This window comes from Marinomonas sp. 15G6-16, assembly GCF_055809555.1.
This window is the reverse complement of the sequence record NZ_CM147916.1, coordinates 2108658-2124464: the sequence shown is the minus strand read 5'-3', so window position 1 is coordinate 2124464 and position 15807 is coordinate 2108658. Positions and strand designations below refer to the sequence as shown.

The 15807-nt window shown below is 44.0% G+C and carries 14 protein-coding genes and 1 pseudogene; 6 read left to right on the top strand and 9 right to left on the bottom strand.

Going from position 1 to position 15807, the window contains the following annotated elements:
- Positions 1-17 precede the first annotated feature (17 nt).
- The 4 genes from cofD to AC0L46_RS10205 form a co-directional block, all read right to left on the bottom strand.
- Entirely contained in the window at positions 18-992 is a 975-nt protein-coding gene (gene cofD, locus AC0L46_RS10220; RefSeq protein WP_473503352.1) for a 2-phospho-L-lactate transferase, read from the bottom strand.
- The gene (cofH, locus tag AC0L46_RS10215) at positions 992-2206 is read right to left on the bottom strand and encodes a 5-amino-6-(D-ribitylamino)uracil--L-tyrosine 4-hydroxyphenyl transferase CofH (RefSeq protein ID WP_473503350.1); all 1215 of its coding nucleotides are present in this window, start codon (positions 2204-2206) and stop codon (positions 992-994) included. The genes cofD and cofH overlap by 1 nt, the downstream gene beginning before the upstream one ends.
- Entirely contained in the window at positions 2203-3330 is a 1128-nt protein-coding gene (gene cofG, locus AC0L46_RS10210) for a 7,8-didemethyl-8-hydroxy-5-deazariboflavin synthase CofG (protein WP_473503348.1), read from the bottom strand. The genes cofH and cofG overlap by 4 nt, the downstream gene beginning before the upstream one ends.
- Before the next feature lie 260 nt (positions 3331-3590).
- Positions 3591-4232: a TetR family transcriptional regulator C-terminal domain-containing protein gene (locus AC0L46_RS10205; protein WP_473503346.1), complete on the bottom strand. Its 642-nt coding sequence runs from the start codon at positions 4230-4232 to the stop codon at positions 3591-3593.
- Positions 4233-4487: 255 nt separating this feature from the next.
- Here AC0L46_RS10205 and AC0L46_RS10200 point away from each other — a divergent pair, with 255 nt between their 5' ends.
- From AC0L46_RS10200 to hydA, 3 genes are all read left to right on the top strand, one after another.
- Positions 4488-5729 carry an allantoate amidohydrolase gene (locus tag AC0L46_RS10200; RefSeq protein ID WP_473503344.1) on the top strand — a complete coding sequence of 414 codons (1242 nt, stop codon included), beginning with the start codon at positions 4488-4490 and terminating at the stop codon, positions 5727-5729.
- Positions 5730-5796: 67 nt separating this feature from the next.
- Positions 5797-7281 carry an NCS1 family nucleobase:cation symporter-1 gene (locus AC0L46_RS10195; protein WP_414681721.1) on the top strand — a complete coding sequence of 495 codons (1485 nt, stop codon included), beginning with the start codon at positions 5797-5799 and terminating at the stop codon, positions 7279-7281.
- 81 nt (positions 7282-7362) lie between these two features.
- The gene (gene hydA, locus AC0L46_RS10190) at positions 7363-8802 is read left to right on the top strand and encodes a dihydropyrimidinase (RefSeq protein WP_473503342.1); all 1440 of its coding nucleotides are present in this window, start codon (positions 7363-7365) and stop codon (positions 8800-8802) included.
- A gap of 47 nt (positions 8803-8849) precedes the next feature.
- On the opposite strand, the pseudogene AC0L46_RS10185 reads toward hydA, so the two are convergent.
- The 5 genes and pseudogenes from AC0L46_RS10185 to AC0L46_RS10165 all read right to left on the bottom strand — a co-directional run bounded on the left by AC0L46_RS10185 (position 8850) and on the right by AC0L46_RS10165 (position 11841).
- Positions 8850-9331 (bottom strand): annotated as a pseudogene (locus AC0L46_RS10185) (phosphatidylglycerophosphatase A family protein).
- A 58-nt stretch (positions 9332-9389) separates the two neighbouring features.
- Positions 9390-10340, bottom strand: a complete 951-nt coding sequence (gene thiL / locus AC0L46_RS10180) for a thiamine-phosphate kinase (protein ID WP_473503340.1) — start codon at positions 10338-10340, stop codon at positions 9390-9392.
- A gap of 57 nt (positions 10341-10397) precedes the next feature.
- On the bottom strand, positions 10398-10691 hold the full coding sequence (locus AC0L46_RS10175; protein ID WP_473503338.1) for a DUF6172 family protein: 294 nt from the start codon (positions 10689-10691) through the stop codon (positions 10398-10400).
- Between the two features lie 104 nt (positions 10692-10795).
- On the bottom strand, positions 10796-11044 hold the full coding sequence (locus AC0L46_RS10170; protein WP_473503336.1) for a Rho-binding antiterminator: 249 nt from the start codon (positions 11042-11044) through the stop codon (positions 10796-10798).
- A 674-nt stretch (positions 11045-11718) separates the two neighbouring features.
- Positions 11719-11841, bottom strand: coding sequence for a hypothetical protein (locus AC0L46_RS10165; RefSeq protein ID WP_473503334.1), 123 nt, complete (start codon positions 11839-11841; stop codon positions 11719-11721).
- Positions 11842-11938: 97 nt separating this feature from the next.
- Here AC0L46_RS10165 and AC0L46_RS10160 point away from each other — a divergent pair, with 97 nt between their 5' ends.
- The 3 genes from AC0L46_RS10160 to AC0L46_RS10150 all read left to right on the top strand — a co-directional run bounded on the left by AC0L46_RS10160 (position 11939) and on the right by AC0L46_RS10150 (position 15754).
- Positions 11939-12940 carry a TRAP transporter substrate-binding protein gene (locus tag AC0L46_RS10160; RefSeq protein WP_414681713.1) on the top strand — a complete coding sequence of 334 codons (1002 nt, stop codon included), beginning with the start codon at positions 11939-11941 and terminating at the stop codon, positions 12938-12940.
- 196 nt (positions 12941-13136) lie between these two features.
- Positions 13137-13631 (top strand): universal stress protein, encoded by a 495-nt coding sequence (locus tag AC0L46_RS10155; protein WP_473503331.1) that lies wholly within the window; start codon positions 13137-13139, stop codon positions 13629-13631.
- Between the two features lie 101 nt (positions 13632-13732).
- Positions 13733-15754 carry a methyl-accepting chemotaxis protein gene (locus AC0L46_RS10150; protein ID WP_473503329.1) on the top strand — a complete coding sequence of 674 codons (2022 nt, stop codon included), beginning with the start codon at positions 13733-13735 and terminating at the stop codon, positions 15752-15754.
- Positions 15755-15807: the final 53 nt, after the last annotated feature.

Here is a 15807-nt window from a genome sequence, read left to right as displayed (position 1 = left end):
CATTAAAAAATGTGACATTAGCTTGCCCTCCTTGCGCCTTGTTTCAAGTGACGTTGACTCAAAGCAAATTGAACGACACTGGATAACAAGTCTGATTTTTCTTCTGTGGTCTTCATTAAGGTTGGCGTGACCAAAACATCTAGACCTTTTTGCTCTAACCCCGTCGCCTCTTCTTGATCCACCGTGTCGATGACTAAGGCATCCAAAAACGACGCATAACACTCATAAATACCGTTTGAATCGATGCTTTTGCCTGCACTTTCGAGCATTTTGTCCGCAGGACCTTTAATGGTTTTGCCACCAATCAGTGGCGACACAGCGATGACATAAGCCCCACTGCTTTCAATAGCTTGTTGGATTTCTGGCACCGCGAGAATCGCACCGATGCTGACGATCGGATTGCTTGGCGCGATCACAATAATGTCGCTGTGTGTTATCTGCGCCAACGCTGCTGGTGTCGCTACAGCATCCGAAGCGCCTTTGTATTCAATGTCTAACACCTCTGGTTGGCAGTGCTCACGGACAAAAAATTCTTGAAAGGATAGCCAACCTGCTGGCGTTTTAACTCGGGTTTGCACCACGTCATTAGTTGGCAACAAAATAGGCACACTGACACCGTGACGTTTTGCCAAAGCCGTCGTCACGTCACTGGCACTCACGCCTTTGGCTTTTTGACTGGTGCGATAAATATGCGTGGCTAAGTCCAAATCCCCTAGCGTCATCCAAGTATTTTGTCCCAAAGCATTCAGCTCTTTTAACACTTGGTGGGTTTCGTTTTTTCGCCCCCAGCCTTGTACTCGGTCGATTTGATCGCCAAGGGAATAGATCAAGGTATCTATGTCTGGCGACACCCACAAACCATGAAACTCGTCATCGTCGGCAATGTTGCCAATGATGCTGGTCGCGCTGGCATATTGGCTCGCCGCCAAACCTTCCGCCGCTTTTGCACCACCGACACCGCCCGCCAACAAGGTGATCGTTAAGTCTGCCATTAGGCCACTCCCACAATGTCGATTCGGTTAGATTGAAAAGCCGTCTTGCCATAATCTTTTACTGTGTCGTATTTGGTGTTGCGCTGAATGGCATTGAAACCGGCGGCATGAATGTTCGCCACCATATCTTCTGGGAAAACTTCTTGTCCGTGGGTTGCGCCAGCGGCTCTTGAAATACTTTCGTTCATCAAGGTGCCACCCAAATCATTTGCACCAGAGCGCAACATTTGTGTTGCCACATCTGGCCCCATTTTTACCCAAGACGCTTGAATATTGTCGATGTAACCTTGCAACATAAGTCGCGCAATGGCGTGCATTTTGAAATGTTCGTCTCGAGTTGGGCCAGGACGCACCTTGTCAGGGTTGTCGTTAAACAAACGGGTTTCGTAATGAATAAATCCTAGAGGAACAAACTCCGTAAAACCGCCCGTTTCTTTTTGAATATCACGCAATAGTTTAAGGTGATTTGCCCAATGAATCGGCTGATCCACATGACCATACATAATGGTCGACGTGGTTGGCACGCCAACGGAATGAGCGGCTTTGATGATGCGCACCCACTCTTCTGTGGTGAGTTTGTTCTTGGTTAACTGCTTACGAACTTCTGTGTCCAAAATCTCTGCGGCTGTGCCCGGCATGGAACCTAAACCCAAGGCTTTCAGCTCAGATAAAAATACTTCTGGTTCCAGCTTGGCCTTCTTGCAGCCGTACCAAATTTCAAACGGCGAGAAAGCATGAATGTGAATCTCTGGCACGCGTTTTTTCACCGCGACAATTAGCTCTCGGTAATAATTTGCATCGATGTCTGGGTGCAAACCGCCTTGAATACAGACTTCCGTTGCGCCACGTTTCCACGCTTCTTCCGCTCTGTCTGCCACTTGCTCTACGCTCAAAAACTCCGCTTCTTTATCACCTTTTTCTTTAGCAAAATTACAGAACCGACACCCCATGTAACACACATTGGTGAAGTTGATATTGCGTGTAATCACAAAGGTACCTGTGTCGCCAACGCGTTTTTCACGTACCTTGTCTGCGGTATCTAACACGGCTTGAGCGTCTTCACCTTGCGTCGCAAAAAGGACACACGCTTCTTCCACACTCAGTTCTTCACCCAGTAAAGATTTTTCTAAAATGCTACGAACCGCTGGCGTAACTTGATCGGTGAATAGCGCCGGATGGATTGATTTTTCTGTGGTTAAGGTCGATAAATTCATGCGATTGCTCCTCTTACATGAGCTGCATAGCCAACCAATGATGCCGCTCTTTGTATTAAATTAGGGGTTAAGTATTTATCGTTTTGATCTTGGAAACGGGAATAAATCGTCAGACGTTCGCCCAATGAATAGCCCAAACCTTCACAAGCAGTCGCCACACTACTGATCTGCGGCCACGCACGTTCTGGGTTGATAAAATCTTTGGTAAGCGGGGAAATACCACCCCAGTCGTTGATGCCAGCATTGATATAGCTGCCGTATTCGATCTCTAAATTAGGCGGCGCCTGTATGCTGATTTCCTCAGGGAGAATCAATCGAGCAACCGCAATCGTGCGTTTCATATCGTCTAAATTAGGTTCTTGGCAGCCTGCCATGGCTGTGCCTTCTTTGGCACGGAAGTTTTGGATGATGACTTCTTGAATATGACCGTAAGCAAGATGGCGATCTCGAATCGCCACAAGGCTGCGAACTCTGTCTTCCCAGCTTTCGCCAATCCCGATCAAAATGCCTGTGGTGAAAGCAATGTCCAGTTTACCTGCCTGCTCTATCGTATCGAGGCGGCGCTTTGGTGTTTTGTCTGGGCAAGCGTAATGAGCTTGGCCTTGTTTTAATAAATCTGTGGAAACATTTTCCAGCATCATGCCCATGCTTGCGGCAACAGGTTTTAATCGTTTCAACTCATCGAATGACAAAGCGCCCGCATTCACATGAGGAAGCAAACTGGTATTGGTTAAAACATTTTCACATTGGTCATGAAGATAATCTAACGTGTTGTCATAACCTAAATTTGCCAATAAATCGCGGGCTTTCTGGTGACGCTCTTCTGGTCGTTCGCCCAAGCTAAACAGAGCTTCCTTACAGTCTAAAGCCTGACCTTCTCGTGCTGTTTTTAACACCTGCTCCGGCGTCATGTAGTTGGAGTGAATCGAATCTGGCGACTGGACAAAAGTGCAATAGCCACAAGAATCACGACACATATTGGTCAGTGGAATAAAGACTTTCTTAGAATAAGTAAGCCGCTTACCCCAGTAGTTATTACGAATCTGGGACGCTTGTTGGCAGAGTGCATACAAGTCTGGCCCAGTAGCAAATTCATACGATATGGCTTCAGAAACAGAGATCATATTCACTCCAATATTTAATGAAAAATTAACTTTTTTACCATTTGGTATAAAAATTAATAGCAATCATTTGGCACGGAGTAAATCGTTTTTATTAGTGCAAAACGCGCACTAAAATTGATCTAGGGAAATAAAGTTCAGATAAGTAAAAAGTTAACCAAAAGGTTAAGATTATGAAAACTAGCACTTTTTTTAACTAAAAATTTGTCGAAAAAGGCGTTATTGAAATAAGAAAAATTAAAGGAAATAGCCTTAAATTTATTTTAAATATTTTTTCTAGCACCAAGAGCGCGCATAACAAATTCTGTCACCGCTTCTTCCGCTCGTTTGAAATCGTTTTGATCCAAATTATTTTTGCCTAGCAGTATTTCAATTTGAATTGAAAAATCCGCGTAGGTTTGTGTCGCAGCCCAAATAGTAAAAAACAAATGTTCTGGGTCTGTTTGGTCAATTAATCCCTTACTTATCCAAGACTTAACCAACAAAACGTCACGATCAAATTGAGGCTTTAAATGGCTAATAAGGTACTCTTTTAGCATCGGAGCGCCGCTGATAATTTCATGGGCAAAGACTTTAGAACCATTAGGGTAAATACGAGAAAGTGCCATTTTTTCTTGAACATAACGACGGATGATGACTTCTGGCGTTTCTCCCTCCGTTTCCAGAAAAGAGAGCTTTTCAATCCAAATATCGAGCATCTCTTTCAGCACGCGTTTGTAGAGTAACTCCTTGTTTGGAAAGTAATAAATTAGGTTTTGCTTGGAAATATTCGCGGTTTTGGCAATCGCTTCCATGGAAGAACCGCTGTAACCTTTTTCGGCAAAGACCACTTCAGCAGAACGTAGGATGCGCGCTTCTAATTCTTCACGATTTATCGACTGCTTTGTTCTTCTTACTTTTTTCAACCAATTTATTGTCCACTTAAAACCTCATTTGAAAAACAAAAAACAGAATCATAACGTACTGTTTTTTATATATTTTCCTAAATTTCTCTATTTAAAATCTAACACACTTATATGAATCAAACGAGTCTTTCTATTCGCTTTTGATTAAAACTTGGCCTGCTTATTGCTGACCAGAAAGACAAGTTATCTTAAATTTTTTTAGCTGTATTTTTTACCTTTTGGTAAATGATTTTGCATCGGTATTAGGAGAAAGCCATGAAAGACCTTCGTATAAATGAACAACGCCTTTGGGACTCATTAATGGAAATGGGAGAAATTGGCGGTACGGAGAAAGGCGGCTGTAACCGACTGGCAGGTACAGATCTTGATAAACAATCCCGTGACCTTTTTGTTTCTTGGTGTGAAGCCTGCGGTTGTGAAGTGGAAGTCGACAAGATAGGCAACATCTTTGCCCGTCGCCCTGGAAAGAATAATGATTTACCTGCTGTTGGTACAGGTAGCCATTTAGACACTCAGCCAACAGGCGGTAAATTTGATGGTGTTTTCGGTGTGCTTTCTGGCGTTGAAGTTCTTAGAACACTTCATGAAAACAACATTGAAACACCAACGCCAATGGAGTTTTCTGTTTGGACAAACGAAGAAGGTTCACGCTTCCAACCGGCCATGCAAGGTTCTGGCACTTACGTTGGTCGCTTTGACCTAGAAACTGAATTAAACAAAACCGATGTGAATGGCATTCGCCTTGGCGACGAGCTAGAACGCATTGGTTACTTAGGCGAAATGGAATTGGGTAGCCGTAACATGGGCGCCTTTTTCGAAGCGCATATTGAGCAAGGCCCAATCCTAGAAGATGAAAAGAAATCCATCGGCATCGTACGCCTTGGACAAGGCATTCGCTGGTACAACGTGGAAGTCATCGGTCGCCCTTCTCACTCAGGCACAACGCCAATGCATTTGCGTAAAGACGCCATGTTAGCCGCGTCTGCCATTGTCACTGAAATGAACGCCATCGCCCTTCGCCATGAAAACGGCTTAGGCACGGTTGGCTTTATGCAGGTGTGGCCAAACTCTCGTAACACGATTCCGGGCAATGTGAAATTCAGCGCCGATCTGCGCAACCCTCGCCCAGATGTTTTATTAACCATGCATGAAGAGCTGACCGCCTTTTGTGAAAAAATCGCAAAAGAGCACGATTTGGAAGTCAAACTCGACCCTTTCTGGTATTTCGCACCTGTGGAATTCAACGCCTCGGACGATGTAAAAGCGGCAACCGAAAAACTTGGTTACAGCCACATGGACATTTACGCGGGCGCAGGTCACGACGCTTGTTACATGGCAGATTTAGTCCCAACCGGAATGATTTTCACACCTTGTTTAAACGGCATTAGCCATAACGAAGCAGAATACAGCTCACCAGAAGAATGTGCCGCTGGCGCCAATGTGCTTTTACACACCATGTTAGAAGCCAGTGAACGCATCGCGAAAGAACAAGGTTAAACAACATTAATAAATCACACTGAGAAAAAATAATCAGTGAATCAAAAATAGAAAAAGGGGAACAACAATGACCAGTAAGTCTATTCAACAAGGCGAGTTTTATGAGTTAGAGGTCGATTCCGACCTCAAACAAAGCTCGGCATATAACGACGATTTAGCACCAACGAAAATCAAAGATCGTACTTGGAATAAATGGAATATCGCCGCGTTATGGGTTGGTATGTCAATTTGTGTACCGACTTATACATTAGGTGGTGTATTAACCGCTTACTTTGGTCTTTCCGTGATGGAAGCCCTTTTTACCATTTTGATTGCTAATGTGATCTTGTTGGTTCCACTGACATTGAACGCGTACCCAGGCACTAAATTTGGTATTCCTTTCCCTGTGCTATTGCGCTCGTCGTTCGGCATTGTGGGTTCCAACATACCTTGTCTGATTCGTGGCTTTGTGGCCTGTGGTTGGTTCGGCATTCAAACCATGTTTGGTGGCTTGGCAATTCATTTATTCTTGTCTGCAATTTCTTCTGGCTGGGCAAGTTTAGGCGGCGTTGGTGAAGTGATTGGCTTCTTCGTATTCTGGGCGCTGCAAATGGTAGTGGTTATTCGCGGTTCTGAATCCATCAAATGGTTAGAGACTTTGTCTGCTCCACTATTGTTGATCGTCAGTGTTGGCTTGATGCTTTGGGCTGGCGGTAAAGTGTCTGTATCTGAAGTGCTTGCTATTCCGGCAAACCGTCCTGAAGAAGCCGGCTTTATGGGCTATTTCTTTGGTGGTCTAACAGCAATGGTTGGCTTCTGGGCAACCTTGTCTTTGAACATTCCTGATTTCAGCCGCTACGCGAAAACTCAAAAAGACCAAGTGATTGGCCAGATCATCGGCTTGCCTGTCACTATGTTCTTCTTCGCCGCTTTGGGTGTGATGTTGACAGCTGCTTCAACAACCTTAGTTGGCGAAACCATTTCTGACCCAATTTCCCTAATCGGTAAAATTGATAGCCCATTCTGGGTGGCGATTGCGATGGTTCTGATCATTATCGCAACGATTTCAACAAACACTGCGGCGAATATCGTTTCTCCAACAAACGACTTCCAAAACATCGCACCGAAATACATTAACCACACTCGTGGCGTTCTACTGACTGGTTTGGTTGGTATTCTGCTTATGGGTTGGGAGCTGCTTAAGAAGATGGGCTGGTTGGAATCTGATGTGAGCGTGGAGAGCATGTACTCAAACTGGCTGTTGGGTTACTCAAGCTTGTTGGGGCCAATTGCAGGCATCATGATTGTGGATTACTTCTTCATCAAGCGTCAGCATTTGGATTTGGTCGCACTTTACACACCAAATAGCTTATACCCATCTTTCAACGTGGCTGGTTTAGCGGCTTTCGCCATTCCAGTTGCTATTACCATTCTTGCTTTAAACGTATCAGCATTGAGCTGGTTCTACAGCTACGGCTGGTTTACAGGCGCTTTCACTGGTGCCGTTGCTTATTTCCTACTTGCCAACATGCAAGCAGGTTCAGCAAAACAAGCTAGTGCAATGTCTTCTTAATGGTTTGTTCATCAGCGGCACCTCTGTGTCGCTGATTTTTATTATTAATAACCCCATTCATTTTTATTTAAAGAGGCGGCCATGAGTCTACTAATCAAAGGTGGCACTATCGTCACTCACGAAGAAACCTTCAAAGCGGATATTCTTTGTAAAGACAACAAAATCGTCGAAATTGGTAGCATTAGCAATATACCAAAAGACGCAGAAATCATTGATGCCACTGGCAAACTTATTATGCCAGGCGGTATCGATCCACACACTCACATGCAACTTCCTTTTATGGGGACCGTAGCGAAAGACGATTTCGCTTCTGGCACTGTCGCGGCGCTGGCTGGCGGCACCACAACCATTATCGATTTCGTGATTCCAAACCCTCAGCAATCGTTATTGGAAGCCTATAAACAATGGCGCGAATGGGCGGAAAAAGCCCATTCCAACTACACATTCCACGTGGCGATTACTTGGTGGGAAGACAGTGTTGCAGAAGAAATGGAAATCTTGGTGAAAGACCATGGTGTGAACAGCTTTAAACATTTCATGGCATACAAAAATGCCATTATGGCCACAGACGATATTCTCGTCTCAAGCTTTACTAAGTGCTTAGAATTAGGCGCAGTACCAACGGTTCATGCAGAAAATGGCGAGTTGGTGTATCACTTGCAAAACAAATTGATGGCGGAAGGCATGACTGGCCCAGAGGCACATCCTCTCTCTCGTCCGCCATCTGTAGAAGGCGAAGCGGCTAATCGTGCAATCAGTATTGCCAATACATTGGGCGCGCCAATCTATCTAGTACATGTCTCCACAGAAGAAGCCGTCGATGCTATTCGTTATGCGAAAAACAATGGTCAAACTGTCTTCGGTGAAGTCTTGGCAGGGCATTTAACCGTTGACGACAGCGTTTATCAAAACCCGGATTGGGCAACGGCGGCTGCGCATGTGATGAGCCCTCCGTTCAGACCCAAAAAACACCAAGATGCATTATGGCATGGTGTACAAAGCGGCACCTTGCAAACCACAGGAACCGATCACTGTGCTTTCTGTGCTGAACAAAAAGCCATGGGCAAAGACAATTTCGCCATGATTCCAAACGGCACCGCGGGCGTAGAAGAACGCATGATGGTGCTATGGGAAAAAGGCGTGAACGAAGGCAAAATCACACCGAACGAATTTGTGGCGCTCACTTCCACCAATACGGCGAAGATTTTCAATATGTACCCAAATAAAGGCTGTATTCGTGTTGGCGCAGACGCGGATTTGGTCATCTGGAACCCAGAAGCTACCAAAACCATTTCTGCCAAAACTCATCATTCCAATATTGAACACAGTATCTTTGAAGGGATGGAAATTCATGGTGTGCCTGAAACAACCATCTGTAATGGCAAATTAGCGTGGCATAACAACACCTTGCTCGCTCAATCTGGTGATGGCAAATACATCGACAGACCAACTTATGCGCCTTTTTACGAATCCTTGAGAAAACGTAAAGAGTTGAATAAGCCCATTCCAGTGGAGCGTTAGGCCAAAAGATAAAGGGATCTGGTTAAAGTAAACAGATCCCTTTAAAACTAAAAAACAAAGTACGCCAAGGCTTGTAGAACCACAAACGACATAAGACCGGCTAAGATGTCATCTAGCATGATTCCAAAGCCACCATGCACATGCTTATCTACCCAAGAAATCGGCCAAGGTTTTAATATGTCGAATAGGCGAAATAACACAAAGCCAAGTACGATATAAAACCATCCTGCTGGCGCGAGCCACATGGTTATCCAGTAACCAACGAACTCATCCCAAACAATCCCAGAATGATCATGAACACCAAGGTCTTTAGAGGTTTTTCCGCAAAGATAAATACCGACCAATGATGTCACAACAAGAATGGCGAGATATTCGACACTGGCTAAGTCCTGTAAAAAAAGAAGTAAAGCGGCACGGCGGCCAAGGTTCCAAACGTTCCCGGTGCTTTCGGTGCGGCACCAGAGCCAAGGCCAAAAGCCAAAAAGTGTATCGGGTTACGCCACACCGATGCTGGAGCAGAGTTTGCCATGGGAATATCCTTTCTAATGTATTTCGATAGATTTAGTCAGAGTACAACACGACTTTGGTTAGAAATGTTGCCATCCGCTGATCTCGCCATTGTACCCTTGAATGCGAAAACCTTCTTCTACGATTTCGCCCACTTTGCAGCAAGGCAAGCTTAGTGTTTGAGTAATAAGAGCGATTTCAGCGGCTTGAGATTTTGGTGCGGTAAAACATAATTCGTAATCGTCACCACCCGTTAATGCCAATGTCATAGCGGCTTCTGGCTGCCATTTCATTAGTTCGGCGGAGATAGGTAAAGAATGCGCGTCTAGGTTGGCACCAACGCCCGATGCTTTCAATATATGTTGAATATCCTGAGCAAGGCCATCTGAAATATCCATCATGGCGTGGGCAACGCGTTTCAGCGCCATTCCGGCAATTAATCTAGGTTGAGGACGCCAATAGCGTTCGTAGAAATAATCAAATCGCTCACTCGATACTTGCAACTCACCAGTGACAATCGGCACAGCTGCAGCTGCATTTCCGAGTAAACCTGTCACGTAAATGTCGTCGCCGATTTTTGCGCCAGACCGTAAAACAGCCCTATCTGGTTCCACATAACCATGCACTTGAAGTGTAATGGTCAGCGGGCCTTTTGTTGTGTCACCACCGACCAAAGCCAAACCAATTGGCTCAGCCAATTCAGCCATGCCTTGCGCTAATCCAGCGAGCCATTGCGGGTCTGATTCTGGAATGGTTAATCCCAAGGTGAAAAAGGCGGGCTTGGCGCCCATCGCAGCAAGGTCGCTCACGCACGTAGCTACTGCGCGATAACCAATGTCTACAGGGTCTGCATCAAATGGGAAATGACGGCCTTCTACTAAGGTGTCCATGGAAAACACCAAGCTCTGCCCTTGTGGTATTTCCACCTGAGCACAGTCGTCGCCAATACCTTGCAAAATATCGTCGCGCTGCTGGACATTTGCCATGACGGAAGCTTGAAAGATGCTTTGTATTAACTCAAATTCTTTCAATTCAATGCCTCTTTGTTTCCATTCTCAAGATCATAGTACTAAAGTCAGAAGTTCCTTTTAGGAATCAACTCGCTTCATTCGCTGCTTTGGTGTGGCGATCACTTCAAGGTAAAACGATTTCCAATGCTGGCTCTGTGCTGAGCTAATATTGGTGTTGATATCACCTTCATGAATCACTCTGGCTTTGTCTTTTGTTTGGCCAAATTTGCAATTGAATCCCCAAAAGTCCGCACCTTCTGGCAAAGCTTTTGTACGCTCTTGTTTGATGTACTTCTTCACTTCATTCTTTGCTTCTTCAATGAGGCGCTGGTATGGCTTTTTTGGGTGAGACAAAACAAAGTTCTTTTTCATTATGATCCTAAAAGTATGAGACAAGCTTACATAGCTGCCTTGATACCTCGCATGATAACGGGTTCCCTGTAAAGCAGCCATCCATATCAAAGATAATCCGAATTTTATTCACTAAAAATCACCTCATAAAAATGCGGATTTTCAACACAGACTTCTAGCTTAAAGAGATGATCTAAAACCACCAGCTGCTCTAGGTCATCCACCTTCATCTTGATGCATTCTTCTCGCATTTCATTACGCTGAGTATCCATAGCGATGCCTTCCAGAGCCTCACCTGTTTTCATGGTTAAACGGATGGGATAACGGTGCATACAAACAATTTCAATCAGATCATATTCGTGACAACGGATCATTGTTGAATTCCTTCGGTCTATCCTATTCCAGGGAAGGTGCGAACAAGTCCACTGGCTTCAGCGTGTGGATAAACCTTTATTATTCGAGGCAAGCTTCGCAGTCCAATATTGAACATATTGGCAAGAAGCTTAACAAAGAATAAAAAGGGTTTAGCCCACGCCCTTCGGGTCTTTCAGAGAAACGGTCTCTCTGATAAGACTGAAGTTCAGAAGACTTAATCTCACCTTCCCTAGCCATTGTACTCTTTTTTATCTAATGCGCTGCTGAGTGAAGCCTGATGAAGGCATGCCGATTCAAACGACACACTTCAATATCAACCAATAACGCTAAAAATATCATTAAGAATAGAGCGAAGTGTTTCGTTTTGTGCAGACTTACAAATTGGTATGGATGTGGTTTTCATCGCTTTCTTGTAAAAAGAAGCGAGTTTCTACAAAAAATTAACGCTTAAATAGAACTTTCTTTAAAAAAATTTTGCTGGTGCATTTATACACAAAAACTACGTCCATAATGGGTCACAGCTTCCCATGCACAAGATTAAGCGCTCTTAACTTTTCTCCCCTTTGCCAATAAAAACAGTAGATTATCGCCATATAAAAAACGCACCAAATAGGTGCGGAATTTTCATCGATATACTTTGAATCTTAAGCAAAAACCCTAAACAATCATTACCTTATCCACTGGTTCTAACAATTTTGATTTCTGGTTCTATTTGCTGCCAAAGATATACAGGCAAACTAATAATCGAGTGATAGATACAAATATCCAAACTGAACAAAGCACCAGAAACAGTCATAGAGCGGCTTCCAGAATCGTACTTTATAAGCACTGTTCAAAAAAAGAATCAAACGACTAAAAAACTCGAACTGTAATAACCTATGAGGTAATAAGAAATGCATAAAAGCAGACTAGTAAAAGCGCTTTCACTGACAGCAGGTCTAGTGTTATCAGCAAACACTTTTGCAGCAACTTGGAAAATGGCAGTTGGTGACGGCGGTGGCAGTGCTCAAGAAGCATTGGGCTTAAAATTCTCAGAATTATTGTCTGAAAAAACAGACGGCAAATACAGTGCAGATCTTTTTGTAAACGGTCAACTTGGTTCTGAGCAAGCAACAGTGAACGATGTTTCTCTTGGCACATTGGACATGTCGATTCTTGGTAGCAACAACTTGGCGCCATTTAGCCCATCCATGGGAATCTTCTCTCTACCTTACATTTTTGAAAACATCGACCAAGCTGAAACCGTAATCAACAGCGGTATTACTGACGAGCTTGTAGAAGACGCGATCAACAACGCTGGTGTACGTGTAGTAGCATGGAGCTACTCTGGTTTCCGTATGCTTACTAACTCGAAGCGTCCAGTGAAAACGATCGATGACCTTCAAGGTTTGTTTGTTCGCGTTCCTAAAAGTGACTTGATCATCAAAACTTACCAATCTCTAGGCATCAACCCAACGCCAGTTGCTTGGTCTGAAACCTTTACAGCCCTTCAACAAAAAGTGGTTGATGGACAAGAAACACCTTATGCAGCGATCTACTCAATGAAATTCGCTGAGATCCAGAAATACCTAACAGAGACTCACTACATGTTCCAACTTGAGCCTCTCATCATTTCTGAGTCTGTTTTCCAAGATCAATCTGCAAGTGTTCAAGCGGCTATCTTAGAAGCTGGTAAAGAAGCGACAGCTTACAGCCTATCTTGGATCAAAGAACAAGAAGCAGGCATTAAGAAAGAGCTTGTGTCTAAATACGACATGCAAATCGACCAGTTGGAAGACGAAGGCGAATGGGTAAAACGTGCGCAAGCAGGTGTTTGGCCTGAATTCTTCGACCAAGTTGGTGGTGTTGAAAAGATCAATGCGCTTCTTAACCTTTTAGGTCGCGAAGAAATCTAAAAAACGAAAAAGGCCAAGTGGTAACACTTGGCCTTTTTTCATTAGCGGTGCTTCAAATATAAAGCATTGATTTAAAAACACACTCTGTCCTTGTTCATCTATCACACTGATTCAATCCAGATTGTTAGGTTATTGATTAGCACAACCCTCTCTTAATCTTATTCATGCAGGCGCTTTTCTTAAGAGGATTTCAATCATGCTCCAGATTAATAAAATTCTATACAGTACTGACCTTTCAAAAGGCGCTGAAGAAGCCTTTAAATACGCGGCTTTTCTTGCCAAAAGCACAGACGCCGAAATCCACATTTTACATGTCGTCGAAAAGCTTTCTAGCGAAGCAAAAATGACATTAGAAACCTATGTGATGGACGACTCTCAACGCAAAGACATGCTTAAGGCTCGTAAAGAGCAAGCAAAAGAAAAACTACAACAAAGACAAGATGAGTTCTGGGAAAGCGTCCCAGAAGAAGACCGTATTGTACGCAACAAAATCAAATCCCTTGAAGTCATTGAATCCTTCCCGATGGAAGCCATTTTGAAAAAATCACGAGAAATATCTGCAGACTTAATTGTTATGGGAACCCATGAAAAAGGCTTCGTGGAAACCTTTTTAGGAAGTGTGGCAAAAAATGTTTTGTCGCGCTCTCGTATTCCCGTACTCGTCGTTCCCTTGATTAAAAAAGAAATCTGACAGCCAAAATAACAAGGCAACATACCGCTTTAATAAGGACACCAAATGATTATTAGTTTTCTTATCCTCGTCAGCAGTGACAACAGAAGGATGGCAAATATATGTTATTAATAATCCGTAAAATCGCCCTACCAAAACAACTGGGCATTGGAACCTTCATTTTTGTTTCCAGTGTTTTCATTGTGTTAATGATGTTCATCAATCAGCTTTTCAGTGCCAAAATCAACGACATAGTGACATCTCATCAACTGAAAGAAACGGAACTGGTTGCCAATCAATTATCAGAGGTTTACTACACTCTAGAATCGACTCTGCAAGACAGCAGCGACTTCTTAAACAACCAATTAAAAGACTTACAAATTTTTGAAGACAAGCCAGTTCAAGTCCAAGGCGTTGACTTACCGTCGCTGCAGCTTCGCTACCAAAAGCTGAACGGCCACAGCACCTTCATGAAAAACTTTGCCAAAACCTCAAAACTGGGCAGTAGCCTTGTTTATAAAAAAGGTGATCAACTTTATCGTATTGCTCGATCACAGGCAGACATTCCCGAAATACTAGACAGAAACGCACCTGCGTTTGCTGCGATACAAAAGAATGAAAAGTTCGTTGGCAAAGTATCTTTGAATGGTGCTGACTACATAGCGCTTTATTCTCCCCTATCTAACTTGTCTGGTTTTTACAGCGAAATGCTGGTTCCATACGCCCAAGTATTAACGCCACTGAAAGCGTCTGTGAGCAAAATGCTGTTTGGTAAAGACGGTTATATTTTTGTTTCTGACTCTGGAGCCCATAAAGGAGAGCTGCTCATTCACCCTTCAAATGAAGGTGAAAATCTTTTGGCTCTGCATCAAAACAATCCTGATATTCTCAATGCATTCAACCAAATGTATGAAAACACTGAAGGGGTTGTCACATATACATTACCGAACCAAAGCACCAACTCAGCACGCGTTTCCAAAGCGATTTTCCAAACCGTACCGGGTTGGAATTGGGTGGTTACTTTGGAGTCCTACCAAGATGAATATCAAGCTGACATTGACAGCATCGTCTGGCTGATCGCAGGCATTGCCGCGATTGCGTCTTTGGTTCTCACCAGTATTTTATGGTTTTTGATACGTCGAGCCCTAAAACCTCTGCAAGATATTTCCCGTGGTTTAGGACAATTAGGTCAAGGTAACCTTGCTTTCCATTTCCCTGCGCCAAGGGACAAAGACAGCCAAAACGAAATTGATATTTTGCAAAACGACACCATTCGCATGCGAGACAATTTAGTCTCACTGGTGACCAAGGTTCAGCGTTCTAGCCAAGCCTTATTAGCATCAACTCAGTCGATAACTGACGCCAATGTGGATTTACGTAACAGCGCGACCAATAGCCAACACGCCAGCATTCAAGTGGGCTCTGCGGTCACTCAAATATCAACCGCCATACAGGACGTATCTCACAGCGCTCACCTTGTGTCGAAGGAAGCCCTAACGGTTCGAGAATCAACTGAAGAAGGCCACAAAGCAGTTAAATCGGTCGAAAACACAGTGAGCCAATTGTCGTCTGCTTTTGGAAAGGCATCCGACACCATTGGCGATGTTGCAGACAGCTCTAAAAATATCGGCTCTGTCGTTAATGTCATCAATGAAATTGCCGAGCAAACCAACTTACTCGCTTTAAACGCCGCTATTGAAGCCGCCCGTGCAGGCGAACAAGGTCGAGGTTTTGCGGTGGTTGCCGATGAAGTGAGAGTACTTGCACAACGTACTCAACAATCGACGGAGGAAATCAAAAAAGTCGTCGAAACACTTCAGAAAAACAGCCATTCTGCGGTGAAAGAGATGGAGCAAGGACGAGGACAAGTATCGGAAAGTGTCGAATTAGCCATTGCTGCAGGCCAACTGTTAGATCGAATCAATCAGTCCATTAAAGCGGTTGAAGCGGGTGTTCATAACGTTGCCACCACAACCGAAGAGCAAAGCGTGGCATCTAGCGAAATCCGCCAAAATGCTGAGTCTCTTCAAGCGGCATCAACGGAAACCTTAGAACAAGCCGATCAGACACAAGGCCACAGCAATAATATTCGCGCTATTGCGGAAGACCTGCAAACTGACTTATCCGCGTTTACTTTGAAATAACTTTGCTTTGAAGTAACTTTTGCTTTGAAGTAATTGAGACCAATCCATCCTTA

Bases quoted from the DNA above. Each gene is read 5' to 3' on its own strand.
- AC0L46_RS10195 (WP_414681721.1), top strand. From the start codon at position 5,797: ATGACCAGTAAGTCTATTCAACAAGGCGAGTTTTATGAGTTAGAGGTC.
- hydA (WP_473503342.1), top strand. From the start codon at position 7,363: ATGAGTCTACTAATCAAAGGTGGCACTATCGTCACTCACGAAGAAACC.
- AC0L46_RS10175 (WP_473503338.1), bottom strand. From the start codon at position 10,691: ATGAAAAAGAACTTTGTTTTGTCTCACCCAAAAAAGCCATACCAGCGC.
- AC0L46_RS10165 (WP_473503334.1), bottom strand. From the start codon at position 11,841: ATGACTGTTTCTGGTGCTTTGTTCAGTTTGGATATTTGTATCTATCAC.
- AC0L46_RS10200 (WP_473503344.1), top strand. From the start codon at position 4,488: ATGAAAGACCTTCGTATAAATGAACAACGCCTTTGGGACTCATTAATG.
- AC0L46_RS10150 (WP_473503329.1), top strand. From the start codon at position 13,733: ATGTTATTAATAATCCGTAAAATCGCCCTACCAAAACAACTGGGCATT.
- cofD (WP_473503352.1), bottom strand. From the start codon at position 992: ATGGCAGACTTAACGATCACCTTGTTGGCGGGCGGTGTCGGTGGTGCA.
- cofH (WP_473503350.1), bottom strand. From the start codon at position 2,206: ATGAATTTATCGACCTTAACCACAGAAAAATCAATCCATCCGGCGCTA.
- AC0L46_RS10155 (WP_473503331.1), top strand. From the start codon at position 13,137: ATGCTCCAGATTAATAAAATTCTATACAGTACTGACCTTTCAAAAGGC.
- AC0L46_RS10170 (WP_473503336.1), bottom strand. From the start codon at position 11,044: ATGATCCGTTGTCACGAATATGATCTGATTGAAATTGTTTGTATGCAC.
- cofG (WP_473503348.1), bottom strand. From the start codon at position 3,330: ATGATCTCTGTTTCTGAAGCCATATCGTATGAATTTGCTACTGGGCCA.
- AC0L46_RS10160 (WP_414681713.1), top strand. From the start codon at position 11,939: ATGCATAAAAGCAGACTAGTAAAAGCGCTTTCACTGACAGCAGGTCTA.